The following is a 13,568-nucleotide window of genomic DNA, read 5'->3' on the forward strand; positions in this document are numbered from 1 at the left end:
GAGGTCAGCTTTTTTTAGAATTTGTCAAAAGGTCGATAAAGCATTGCATGACAGGACTGAGCCACTTATTCTTGTGATGGGCGCAGACTGCAGTAATCTCCATATGGTCATAATCTGTCTCAATGGCGCAGAGACTGCCTTCTTTTAAGTCTTCTTCCACCGTAAAGGTGGGCAGATAGGAAATTCCCATATCATTTTTTACCAAGTTAATAATCGTAGGAATGCTCCACAGTTCAATGGTGTGGCCTAAATGAATGTCCTTTTCCTTCAGATAATCAGTGAAGATTTCTCTGAAAATGCAGTTTGGCTCATCGATGATATAGGGGAGATCCAACCTCTGGCCGGAAGTCTTAAAATCGGGATACTGCTTTTTTGTTGCCGGCGAAGCGATCAGGGTCATGGTATGGGAGTCCATCTTGTGGAGGGTCAGGCTGTCCGTATTTCCGCCGACATTTTCGTAAAAGATGCCCATATCAAGTCTTCCGTCGATCAAAGCGTCGCGGATTTCGTAGCAGTTCATAGAGCGGAGAAACAATTTTGCCCCAGGAGCGATCTGGTGGAACTGCTTTAGCAAAGGCGGGAGGCGGTAACAGAGCTGCGTCTCAGCTACACCGACAGAAAGGCTTTGCTTCATATCAGCCAGGGAAGCCCCCAGACTCTGCATTTTTGCAAAGGAGAGAAGCGTTTCTTCTACATAAGGAATCAGTTTTTCGCCAGCTTTGGTCAGCTGCATCCGTCTGCCGATTTTTTCAAAGAGTTTGATGGAGAGTTCCTGTTCTAACTGCTGCACTTGAAAGGTGATGGTGGATTGGGTGTACCCCAGCTTGTCAGCAGCCTTGGCATAACTTCCTTCTTCTGTAATTGTTTTAAAGGTTTCTAAATATTTCAGATCCATCACAAACCTCCTATTATTTGGTTCAAAAATATTGAATTATAAAATCAAATGATTCGACTATTTTGAAATTATCTTTTATGTTATTATAATCCTAAAGGTAGGTGATTTCAAGTGATTATGAATATTTTACTGAGTTTTGCACCCTATGCGTTTGTTACGGCCTATACACCAGGACCGAATAACATCCTTGCCCTCAACACCACAAGCAATTATGGCTGGTCCAATGGCAGAAAGCTGATTTTGGGTATCGGTACGGGATTTATCTGTGTCATGTTAGTGTGTGCGGTGGGCTGTTTCTGGATTGCAAAGTATATCGGCGGTATCGTTTCAGTGATGAAGTACATAGGCGCAGCCTATATTCTCTGGCTGGCTTTCCACGTGGCAAAGAGCAAACCGGACACAGGAGAACAAAAGGAAGCGGGAGGTTTTATCAAGGGAATGGTGCTGCAGTTTGTCAACGTGAAGATTATACTTGCCGCCATTACGACTTATACAGGTTACGTGATCCCTGTAAATGATTCCTTGGAGGCGCTGCTGGCATCAGCGTTGTTCCTGACCCTGGCAGGAGTTTCTGGAACTCTGGTCTGGGCCGCAGCGGGCAGTCTGCTGCAGCGGTTTTTAAAAAAATACTATCGGCCGTTTAATATCTGCATGGCAATCGTATTGGTGGAAAGCGCTGTGAAACTGTTTTTCATCCGCTGACAAGATTGTATTTGTTCCTATTGCGTGCTATAATTTAGGAAATTCATTACATAAGGGGAACAAAATGAAAAAGAGAAATCTATTGATTACGTGGACACTGGTTCTTTTGCTGGCGCTTTCTACAGTCACTGTCAGCGGAGCCATGCCAGGAACTACAAAGTCCGTAAAAGATGGCAGAATGAGAATTACACTGACTGTCATGAGCAATGCCTCTATCAAGGTAAGCTGGTCTAAACAAAAGAAGTACACGCATTACGAGATTTATCGCAAGAACGCAGGCGAAAAGAGTTATAAGAGAATCGCCAGTGTGAAGGGGACGGACCGTATAGATAAAAGACTGAAACAAAATACTTTATACAAATATAAAATCAGGCCTTATCGATATATAAAAGGAAAGAAAAGTTATGGTAAATACTCTTACGAAAACGCAGCCGCTACAGGTGTCCGTGTAAAGGACTATGTTTTGGAACTTTCTCTGCCAGAGAATGATACAACGGGCGTTGGTGTCAATGTGGGTACAACGGACTGCAGTGCGAATCAGAAAACAGCTTTGATCTATAGAAGTACCTCTGTCAATGGTACATATGAGAAAATTAAGGCATTGACCTTAAAAAAAAGCTGGCAGTTTTGGGATTCCACCCATGCAGAGCGTTTTATCGATAGAACAGTAAATAGTGATACGACGTATTATTACAAATTTAAAGTTCAAAAAAAAGTCAATAAAAAAACGTACAGCAGCAAATTCAGTGAACCAAAGGCTGTGCGGACGCAGCCCAACTGGACCATGAATAAACTGATCTATTCAAACCTGACTGACGAGAAAACAAGACAGGAAATCAACGGAATTCTCCGCAAGGCAGGAATGCGTCAAAGCTACGTAGATGCGTTAATGGCTTTGGTGAAAGACTATAATGAAGTAGTAGGGCAACAACCCTATTTCCACAACGGCTTTACCGTCGCAGATGATAGGGGAATAGATTATGAAGCCGCGGATACTTACAATTTGTGGACGGAAAAACGCAGCTATGCAGATGTGAACTGCAGGCTGACTGCCATGACGCTGTTTAGGGATTTCATTACCACCGAGAAGGAAATGGAAGAAGATGATTTTCTATCCACCGATAAGGATGCTATGGAAAACTACCCTCTATGTGACATTGAAGGGGAGGATCAAAGAAAATTTTATACGGTCTATCATCCGGTATCCATAGGTGATACGACAAATCCCGATGTCATCCTTGCGGCTATACAACAGGAATGGCGAGACAGGGGCATACAATTCAAGGAAGGAGACGCTTCACTGATCAGTGTCGTCTGCCATGACGAGATAGACAATATCGCCTTTGTAGGCCATGCCGGAGTTATGATCGAGGATGGCGATGACATCTATTTTATCGAGAAATTTGGACCGACTTCGCCGTATCAGGTTGGAAAGTTTCAAGGGGAGGAGCAAGTCAGAGAATATCTTCTCAATCGTTTTTGGAAGTTTTACACGCCAGGCGTTTCAGCACCGCCTGTCATCATGGTAAATGATAGGGAACTGTCAAACTAGGTGCATCAAAAAAATGGAATTTTGAAACTGCCCGTGAGCAACGGAAATGCTTGCGGACAGTTTTTATTATGTAGGAATTTACGTTTTAGGAGTAAAGCTCCGTGATACACTCGATTTTTTACAATTCGAGGTGAAAATGGAAGTCTGTGGAAGTCAGATTGAATGGCATATTTCAGGGTATATTAGTAGAAAAGACAACACCGTTTAGCTGTCGATTTCTAAAATCAAAAAGTGCAGAACAAATGTTCCTCTTTTCTCTGTACTTTTTAATTTTTTTGTGCTAGAATGAAAACCGAATAGCTGAATAGAAGATAAAACTACGTTGTGGTATTTGAATATCAATGGAGGTGAAAGATAGATGAGAGAAGAAAGACAGTTTGAGCTAGTCTCTGATTATAAGCCAATGGGCGACCAGCCGCAAGCAATTGAAAAATTGGTACAGGGCGTGATGGAGGGGAAAAAGCATCAGACGCTGATGGGTGTTACCGGATCCGGCAAGACTTTTACCATGGCCAATATCATACAGAAGGTACAGAAACCAACCCTTGTCATTTCTCATAACAAGACCCTGGCTGCTCAGCTCCATGGAGAATTCAAAGAGTTTTTCCCCAACAATGCAGTAGAATACTTTGTCTCCTATTACGATTATTATCAGCCGGAAGCTTATGTGCCTTCCACTGATACCTATATAGAAAAAGACTCTCAAATCAACGACGAGATTGAGAAGCTGAGGCACTCAGCAACCGCAGCCTTGGCAGAACGCAGCGATGTCATCATCGTGGCCTCGGTGTCCTGTATCTATGGTTTGGGAAGTCCTTTTGATTACGAAAATCAATTGATCTCGCTGAGACCAGGCATGGAGAAACCACGCAATGAGATTCTGCGAAAGCTGGTAGATATTCAGTATACACGCAACGATTTGGCTTTTGAACGCGGTACCTTCAGAGTCAGGGGCGATATCATAGACGTTTTCCCTGCAGGATCTGATAAGGCGGTGCGGATCGAACTCTTTGGCGATGAGATTGAGACCATCAAAGAGATGAACCCTCTGACAGGTGAGATCCTCGGACTGCGCAATCACGTGGCCATCTATCCGGCCTCCCATTATGTTACGTCCAAAGAAAATATGGAAAGGGCCTTGGTGACGATCGAAGAAGAACTGGCGGAGCGGCTGCAGTGGTTTAAGGACAGAGGAAAATTGTTGGAAGCACAGAGGATCGAGCAGAGAACACGATACGACATGGAGATGCTGAGAGAAATTGGCACCTGCAAAGGAATTGAAAACTATTCGAGACATATCAACGGGCTGGAGCCAGGGGTACGTCCATATACGCTGATCGACTATCTGCCAGAGGATTTTCTTTTGCTGATTGACGAATCTCACGTCATGCTGCCTCAATTGAGAGCCATGTATGCAGGGGACCGTTCCCGCAAGTCCTCCCTGGTTGAATTCGGTTTCAGACTTCCATCGGCATTGGACAATAGACCGCTGAAGTTTGAAGAGTTTCAAAAATTGGTCAATCAAGCTGTCTACGTCAGCGCGACACCGGCGGTATATGAGAAAGAAGCGGCAGGCGGTATTACTGCAGAGCAGATTATCAGACCGACAGGCCTCCTGGATCCTCCAATCGAAGTGCGCAAGACAGAGGGACAGATTGACGATTTGATCGGTGAACTCAAGCAGACAGCGGAAAAAGGCGAACGTGCTTTTGTGACCACTTTGACGAAAAAGATGGCAGAGAGCCTGACCACTTATCTGACCAATGCAGGAATCAGAGTGCGATATCTGCACTCTGAAGTCGATACCCTTGAGAGACTGGAGATTATCAGAGATCTGCGTCTGGGTGAATTCGATGTTCTGGTGGGAATCAACCTGCTGCGGGAAGGTCTCGATATACCGGAAGTTTCCCTCGTCGCCATACTTGATGCTGATAAAGAGGGGTTCCTCAGAACTGAGACGTCCTTGATTCAGACCATCGGCCGAGCGGCCCGTAATGTAGATGGCAAAGTCATCATGTATGGCGACCATATCAGTAAAGCGATGCAGGCGGCCATCGATGAGACAGAGAGAAGGCGTGCCATTCAGAATCGATATAATGAGGAACATGGCATTACGCCGCAGTCCATTCAGAAATCGGTAAGAGCCGTTATAGAAGCGACAAAACCGACGGAAGAGGAAGGCAGATTTAAAGGCAAGAAACCTTTAGAGATGACTACCAAAGAGCTGAAGGACTTTGTAAAGGAATTAGAAGCAGAGATGAAGCAGGCTGCTGCGGCATTGCAATTTGAGCGAGCTGCCCAGCTGCGTGATCAGATTATGGAATACAAAGTAAGATTATAACATTATACGACTTGTTCCTAGCCGCTCGCTATCGCTTGCGGGGAACAAAAGCATAAGGAGGATTTGAATGGCAAACGAGATTTACGTGAAAGGTGCCAACGAAAACAATTTAAAACATGTCGACGTGAAGATACCACGAGACCAGCTCGTGGTTCTGACAGGCTTGTCGGGATCAGGAAAGTCTTCGTTGGCTTTTGATACGATTTACGCTGAGGGGCAGAGAAGATATGTGGAGAGCCTGTCCTCCTATGCGCGACAATTTCTGGGACAGATGGACAAGCCGGACGTAGAACTGATCGAAGGGCTTTCACCAGCCATTTCTATCGATCAGAAGACCACCAGCAAAAATCCCAGATCAACCGTCGGCACTGTAACCGAAATACACGATTACTTGAGACTTCTCTACGCGAGAATTGGACATCCTCATTGCCCGATTTGCGGGAAGCCCATTACTAGTCAGACTGTCGATCAGATGGTGGACTCCATCATGGAATTCCCAGAAGGCACTAAGATTATGATTTTAGCGCCAGTGGTGAGGCAGAGAAAAGGGGAACATGAGAAGATTCTGGAGAGAATCCGCAAAGAGGGATTTACCAGGGTGAGAATCGACGGGGAAATTCGTCTCATTAACGAAGAAGAAATCAAACTGGACAAAAAGTTCAAGCATACCATCGAAATCGTAATAGATAGAATTATCATTAAACCGGGACAAGAGAGCAGAATCTCTGAGGCTGCGGAGCTGGCTATGCATCAGGGCGACGGACTGGTCGTAGTGCAGTTTATAGATAACGACTTTAATATGGAGAAGACCTTTTCCACCAAGCTGGCCTGTCCGGAGCACGGTGTCAGCATTGAGGAACTGGAACCGAGAATGTTTTCTTTTAACAGCCCTTTTGGTGCCTGTCCAACTTGTAACGGCTTGGGTTTTACGCAGAAAATCGATCCTGAACTCATCATCAAGACGGATAAGAGTGTTATCGACGGCGCATTAGGGACGATTTTTGCTTCTATGGAGTTTTCGGGATTTTACAGACAGATGATCGATGCATTGGCCAAAGAGCACGGCGTTGATTTGAGCGTCCCTTACGAAGAACTGCCGAAAAAATTTCAGCAGGAGCTGCTTTACGGCACAGGAAACCGCCACCTGAAGTACACCTATACCAGCAGAAGCACCGGAGCGGTATCTCATAGAGATCATCCTTTTGAGGGCATGATCAATAACGTAGAGCGCAGATACCGGGAGACCAGTTCTGACTTCATGAAAGAGAAGATGCAGAAGTACATGGTAGTCAGAGACTGCCCGGCATGTGACGGTAAGCGTCTGAAACCAGAGGTACTGGCTGTGACCATAGGGGGAAAGAACATCGCAGAAGTATCTGACATGTCCATCAGAGATGCTTATAACTTTATCGACCAGGTGCAGCTGAGCGAAAAAGAAGAAATGATCGGCCGCCAGATCATCAAAGAAATTAAAGCCAGATTACAGTTTTTAATTAACGTGGGTCTGGAGTATCTGACCCTGTCCCGTGCGTCGGGTACTTTGTCAGGCGGAGAATCTCAGAGAATCAGACTGGCGACACAGATCGGCTCCAGCCTGATGGGCGTTCTCTATATCCTGGATGAGCCCAGCATCGGACTGCATCAGAAGGACAATGAAAAACTTCTGGAGACACTGCGTCATCTGACAGATTTGGGTAATACACTGCTGGTCGTCGAGCACGACGAAGACACCATGTACGCCGCAGACCATATCATTGATATCGGCCCTGGGGCGGGTATTTACGGCGGCGAATTGGTTGCACAGGGTAACGTAGAGGAAATCAAAGCCTGTCCAGAATCTTTAACAGGGCAGTACCTCTCTGGTGTTAAGAAAATTGAAGTGCCAAAACACAGACGTGAGGGCAATGGCAATTTCATCACCATCAAGGGGGCGGCGGAGAACAACTTGAAGAATATCGATGTGGAAATTCCTCTAGGCAAATTTGTCTGCGTTACCGGAGTGTCTGGATCGGGAAAGAGCAGCTTGATCAACGAGATTCTCTACAAAGGCGCGGCGAAGGTCATCAACAGGACGAAGGGTGAAGCCGGGAAATACGATGAAATCATCGGCTTAGAGAACGTGGACAAGATTATAGATATCGACCAGTCTCCAATCGGCAGAACGCCAAGATCCAATCCGGCGACGTATACGGGCATGTTCACCCATATCAGAGATCTGTTTGCATCCCTGCCGGAGTCAAAGATCAGAGGCTTTGAAAAAGGAAGGTTCAGCTTTAATGTGAAAGGCGGCAGATGTGAGGCTTGCAGCGGAGACGGCATCATCAAAATCGAAATGCACTTCCTGCCAGATGTTTATGTACCTTGTGAAGTCTGCAAGGGAAAGCGGTATAATAGAGAGACACTGGAAGTAAAATATAAGGGCAAGAACATCTTTGACGTTTTGGATATGAGCGTGGCGGAGGCTTTGGGTTTCTTTGAAAATCTGCCATCCATTAAACGACAGCTGGATACCCTCAACGAAGTGGGTCTGGACTATATCAAGCTGGGGCAGCCGTCTACGCAGCTGTCAGGCGGCGAGGCCCAGAGAATCAAACTGGCTACGGAACTCTCAAAGAGAGGGACGGGGAAAACGTTGTATATACTGGATGAGCCGACTACAGGACTTCATTTTGCTGATGTAGATAAACTGCTGATGGTTCTGGACAAGTTAGCTGATGCAGGGAATACAGTGGTCGTGATTGAACACAATCTGGATGTCATCAAACGAGCAGATCATGTCATTGACTTGGGACCGGAAGGCGGCAACAGAGGCGGAACCATCGTGGCTACAGGAACGCCAGAGGACATTGCAAAGTGCAAAGACTCCTACACAGGGCAGTTCTTGAAGAAAATGTTAAAATAGTGTATAATGGTTAATTGTACATCATTAACAACACAACAAAAGGAGATAATCCAATGATTAACAATGAAAACCTGACTATGCTGACGGATTTTTATGAAATCACGATGGCTAACGGTTATTTTCAGTCAGGTAATGTTGAAGACATCGCCTATTTTGACATGTTCTTCAGAAAAGTTCCCGATGGTGGAGGCTATGCCATTATGGCAGGTGTAGAGCAAGCGGTAGAATACTTGAAGAGCCTTCATTTTACAGCGGAGGACATTGATTTCCTCAAGAGTAAAGATATTTTTTGTGATAGCTTTCTCGATTATTTGAGAAATTTTAAATTTACTTGTGACGTTTGGGCTGTACCTGAAGGCACTCCCATTTTTCCACATGAACCGATTTTAACTGTAAGAGGGCCGGTGATTCAGGCACAGTTTGTCGAGACCATGCTTTTGCTGATCATCAATCATCAAAGCCTGATTGCGACAAAGGCGAACCGCATCGTCAGAGCTGCAAAAGGCAGACCTGTCATGGAGTTCGGAACGAGAAGGGCACACGGCACGGCAGCTGCGGTCTTTGGCGCAAGAGCAGCCTACATCGGAGGGTGTGCGGGAACAGCCTGTGCGATTGCAGATCGTGATTACGGCATCACAGCCCTTGGAACGATGGCTCACAGCTGGGTACAGATGTTTCCCAGCGAATATGAGGCATTTAAAAAGTATGCAGAGATTTATCCTGACAATTGCGTGCTGCTGGTAGACACTTATAATGTATTGCGTTCGGGCGTACCCGCAGCAATCAAGGTTTTTAAGGAACTGAAACCGAAGAAGATGGGCATTCGAATCGACAGCGGAGACGTAGCGTATCTGACAAAGAAAGCGAGAAGGATGCTGGACGAAGCGGGGCTTTCGGAATGCTCTATTACAGTATCCAACTCTCTCGACGAATACATTATCAGAGATATTATTTTAGAAGGCGCACAGATAGATTCTTTTGGTGTCGGTGAGAGACTGATTACGGCTAAGTCCGAGCCGGTCTTTGGCGGTGTATACAAATTGTCTGCATTGGAACAGGACGGTGTCATCATACCGAAGATTAAAATCTCCGAAAATGTTGAAAAGATTACGAACCCGGGATTTAAGACGCTTTACAGGCTCTTCGACAAAGACAATCATAAAGCGCTGGCAGATGTGATGACTTTAGATGGTGAGGAAATTCCGGAGGTGGACGGTTACGAAATTTTCGATCCCAACGCTATTTGGAAGAAGAAGCGCTTGTGCAATTTCTACGCGAAGAACTTGCGGATACAGCTCTTTGATAAAGGAACCTGTGTCTATGAATGTCCTGACATCGAAGAGGTCAAGGACTATTGCAGAGAGCAGATGGAAACTCTCTGGGACGAGACATTGCGATTCGAGAATCCTCAGACATATTATGTAGATTTATCACAAAACCTCTGGGATGTGAAGAATAAACTGATCGAGGAACATACGGTCAGATAATTTAAAATGTAATTAGAAATCAGCCTGCAGCAGGAAATGAACAGGCTGGTTTTTTATTGTAATTTGCAGTATCTAAGTATTAAGATATAGATGTTTTTTGCTGAATAAACCCTCAGTACAATTGCATTTTAAATGAAAGAAACTATAATGAAGTCATAGCCCAATTGTAGAAATCGTTATAACATAGAGGAGAAAAGCCGGTCAGATAGAGAGGAAGCTTTGAAGGCTTTAGACGCAAATCAAAGTTCTCCTTAATATAAATAAGTAAAATAAAATAAATCCAGTCAAAGGCCGGGCTATTGTCCGGCCTTTGATGTGTAAGATTTTTCTCGCAAAATGCAGGACAGGGGGGTAGAATATAGGTATATAGAGTGGAATAGAAGATCGAGGTGATGCTTTGTGACACATTTTTATGTTTTTTGCTATATCGCAGCCCTGTTGACTGGCGTTGCAGCATTGACGATACAAATGCTTTCAGACCGGTGCAATGCAGGAAGGAATTCTCTAATCATGAATTTATTCATCATTGTCGTGCTCCTTGTGGACTTTTATGATTTCCTCATTTACTACAATGACCATATCATGTACGTAGATGAAGGAAGACTCATTATCAGTTTCGGCGGTTGCCTCCTCGCTGTATTGACCTCTCTTTGGATCGGTATTACGGCTGCAGGGCTAGAGGGAAGGAAATACTGGCTGATTCACCGTTCCTATCAGATTTATGTGTTGGTCTACATCGGTGCGTGGTTCCTGTTGGTTTTTCTATTTCCGACATACCGATGGAGCAGACTGATTCTGGATCTGCCTCTCATGTTGGGGCTATTTCTCGTAAGTGGCTATTTGGTCTTACAGGGGAGAAAATACGAGACGAAAAAAGTTACAGTTTATAAAGTTCTGATTACATTGTTGTGGAGTCTCGACGCAGTCACCTACTTTCTGCGGGAGACCGGTTTTTATCCAAAAAAAGTGATGGATATGACCATAATCTATTTACTTCTAATCAATGTCGTGAATATTGCGCTGCTTTATCTGCTGGACTTCTCTACTGCCGGCAGACACGACCAGACAGACAAAGAGATTGCCTGGCACCAGATTACCGAAGACTATCGGCTGACTGAAAGAGAGGTAGAGGTACTTAAAAAGGTTTATGATGGGGAAACGAATCTGGAGATTGCAGATGAATTTTTTATCTCCGAGCGTACAGTCAAAGCGCATATCCACAATATTTTTAAAAAGTTAAAAGTAAAAAATAGAATGGAGGCCCTTTGCTTAGTCCGGACAACCATGGAAAAAGAAAAGAGTGAATGCTTGGAATGACTGGAAATTAAGGCTACTAGAAAAAAAGTGCCAGTTTGTTAGATTGCAAAAAAAGCCAGTTTAAGACTTTTGTATAATTGACTGAATTATCTGCCTAATATATGATGAGCCTGTAATACGGATGGAGACGTCCGTGTTACAGGATTTTATTTTTTTCACTATTTACATTTAAGTAGGAGGACTTATTATGGGTAGAAAGATCCCTATGTGGCAGTGTATCCTCGTAATGGTCGTGATGATCGCCTTGATCTTCTGGAACGTTATGATTGATACAGAAGCCGGAGAAGCGCATGTCGCGCTTGTTTTCGCAGGTGCTTTTGCAGCCATCATTGCCATGCTGAACGGCTGGAAGTGGAGTTACATGGAGGCGGGCGTTCTGGCCGCCATCAACAGAACCATGCAGGCCATTCTCATCTTAGCGGTTGTGGGTTTGATGCTGGGTTCCTGGATGGCAGGCGGCGTCGTACCATCTATGATGTATTTCGGTATTAAAGTTATTTCACCAAGTATTTTCCTGGCCACCGCTTGTCTGCTTTGTTCCATCGTGTCCCTGGCAACAGGATCATCCTGGTCAACGGCAGGCTCCATGGGCGTAGCCTTGATCGGTGTCGGAACGGCTTTAGGTTTTCCAGCGGTCATGACAGCTGGCGCTGTTGTATCTGGCGCCTATTTTGGAGACAAGATGTCACCTCTGTCTGATACGACAAACTTAGCACCAGCTGTAGCAGGTTCCAATCTGTTTGATCACATCAAACACATGGTGTTCACTACTGGTCCGGCATGGATTATCGCTTTGATCGTCTATCTGATCATGGGATTCATGCACACCGGCAGTTCAGAGGGTCCTGATATGGGAACGATTGACGAGATTCTTGGTTTTATCAGTGACAGTTATAACGTGAGTCTGATCTGCTTGATTCCACCGGTCTTCGTAATTGCTGCGGTTGCATTAAAACTGCCGGCACTGCCTGCCTTAATCGGTGGCGTAGTTCTCGGTCTGCCGTTTTTCCCGATGCAGGGCAGAAGCATTATCGGTAACGGAGCAGAAGAAATCCCTGGAGCGGGTTCTTATCTGAACTATGGTGTTACAACGGAAGTTCCGGAAGGCGCATCTTCTGTACTCAGTGAACTGGCCGGACTGCTTTCCAACGAAGGCATGCAGGGCATGATGTGGACGATTTCCCTGATCTTGTGTGCGATGGTATTTGGCGGTATTGTAGACTCCACCGGTATCATGGGCAGTATCGCAGTCGCCATGGTAAAACTGGCGCGGGGTACGAGAGGCGGACTGGTGTTGATGACAGAGTTGATGTGTATAATCGTAAATGCACTCTGCTGTGACCAGTATCTGGCAATTATCCTGCCGGGCAGAATGTTCAAGGAGGCTTTCGAGGACAGAAGACTGGCTCCGAAAAACCTGTCCAGATGTTTGGAAGACAGCGGAACGATTACATCGAACTTCTTCCCATGGAATACCTGCGGTGCAACGATGAGATCCTTCCTGCAGGTAGGAAGCGGTTACATACCATATGCTGTATTGAACTGGATCAACCCGTTAATCTCCATTTTCTATGGTTTCACTGGTATTACGATGACGGAAATGACAGAAGAAGAATATCAGAAGATATTAGAGGAGAGAGAAAAAGAAAAGGAAGAGGCTTTGAAAGCGTTAGAAGCTTAAAAAAGTTCTCCTTAATATATTGAGTAAAATAAAAGTCAAAAGGCCAGGTAATTGCACCTGGCCTTTTGATGTATAGAAAAATGAAAAAATTCAGTTTTTAGACAACTCGTAAATCCGTTGCAAATACAGCGGCATAGATATAGAGGTCTAGTGCTGAAAGCCGCTGAAGGCTGTTTTTAAGTCTCAGGGTCAATTGTTTAAACTTTTGACGGTGCCTATAATGAGGCTGTAACGCGAGAGGCGGGACTCTCTCGCTACAGGATTTTATTTTTTTATCACTACACGTTTTGATAGGAGGACTTATTATGGGTAGAAAGATTCCTTTATGGCAATGTTGTATTGTCATACTCGCAATGATCGGCCTGCTGGTGTATTCCATTTTGGGAGACAGAGGCGGTGAACCGCATCTCGGACTTATCGTAGCAGCCTGTGTCGCCGCTATCGTCGGCATCGCAAACGGCTGGAAATGGGCCTATATGGAACAGGGCATCCTGGCAGCGATCAACAGATCCATGCAGGCCTGCCTGATCCTGGCCATCGTCGGATGTATGATCTGCTCCTGGCTGGCAGCGGGCACCATCCCTTCCATGATGTATTTCGGCATCAAGGTCATCAGCCCGAAGGTATTCCTGGTTACAGCTTGTATCCTGTGCTCCATCGTATCCCTGGCGACAGGTTCTTCCTGGTCCAC

At 45.2% G+C, this 13,568-nt stretch carries 8 protein-coding genes and 1 pseudogene; 8 read left to right on the top strand and 1 reads right to left on the bottom strand.

From position 1 onward, the window contains the following. Positions 1–4 precede the first annotated feature (4 nt). Positions 5–895 carry a LysR family transcriptional regulator gene (locus ACMQ5W_RS14355; protein WP_419025766.1) on the bottom strand — a complete coding sequence of 297 codons (891 nt, stop codon included), beginning with the start codon at positions 893–895 and terminating at the stop codon, positions 5–7. Positions 896–1,012: 117 nt separating this feature from the next. Between ACMQ5W_RS14355 and ACMQ5W_RS14360 the strand changes: the two genes are divergently transcribed. The 8 genes and pseudogenes from ACMQ5W_RS14360 to ACMQ5W_RS14395 form a co-directional block, all read left to right on the top strand. Then, positions 1,013–1,597 (top strand): LysE family transporter, encoded by a 585-nt coding sequence (locus ACMQ5W_RS14360; RefSeq protein ID WP_419025767.1) that lies wholly within the window; start codon positions 1,013–1,015, stop codon positions 1,595–1,597. Between the two features lie 64 nt (positions 1,598–1,661). Further along, positions 1,662–3,149, top strand: coding sequence for a DUF4300 family protein (locus ACMQ5W_RS14365; RefSeq protein ID WP_419025768.1), 1,488 nt, complete (start codon positions 1,662–1,664; stop codon positions 3,147–3,149). A 358-nt stretch (positions 3,150–3,507) separates the two neighbouring features. Continuing rightward, complete coding sequence (gene uvrB / locus ACMQ5W_RS14370) at positions 3,508–5,490, top strand: excinuclease ABC subunit UvrB (protein WP_419025769.1); 1,983 nt, start codon at positions 3,508–3,510, stop codon at positions 5,488–5,490. A 67-nt stretch (positions 5,491–5,557) separates the two neighbouring features. Then, on the top strand, positions 5,558–8,392 hold the full coding sequence (uvrA, locus tag ACMQ5W_RS14375; RefSeq protein ID WP_419025770.1) for an excinuclease ABC subunit UvrA: 2,835 nt from the start codon (positions 5,558–5,560) through the stop codon (positions 8,390–8,392). A 53-nt stretch (positions 8,393–8,445) separates the two neighbouring features. Next, positions 8,446–9,879 carry a nicotinate phosphoribosyltransferase gene (locus tag ACMQ5W_RS14380; protein ID WP_148494671.1) on the top strand — a complete coding sequence of 478 codons (1,434 nt, stop codon included), beginning with the start codon at positions 8,446–8,448 and terminating at the stop codon, positions 9,877–9,879. Positions 9,880–10,278: 399 nt separating this feature from the next. Beyond that, the gene (locus tag ACMQ5W_RS14385; protein ID WP_419025771.1) at positions 10,279–11,196 is read left to right on the top strand and encodes a helix-turn-helix domain-containing protein; all 918 of its coding nucleotides are present in this window, start codon (positions 10,279–10,281) and stop codon (positions 11,194–11,196) included. A gap of 187 nt (positions 11,197–11,383) precedes the next feature. Continuing rightward, a complete protein-coding gene (gene nhaC, locus ACMQ5W_RS14390; RefSeq protein ID WP_419025772.1) occupies positions 11,384–12,877 on the top strand; it encodes a Na+/H+ antiporter NhaC in 1,494 nt (497 codons plus the stop codon). Positions 12,878–13,182: 305 nt separating this feature from the next. Next, positions 13,183–13,568: pseudogene (locus ACMQ5W_RS14395) on the top strand (sodium:proton antiporter); the annotation flags it as partial.

Source organism: Emergencia sp. (assembly GCF_048465375.1).
In the GTDB taxonomy this organism is placed as follows: domain Bacteria; phylum Bacillota; class Clostridia; order Peptostreptococcales; family Anaerovoracaceae; genus Senimuribacter.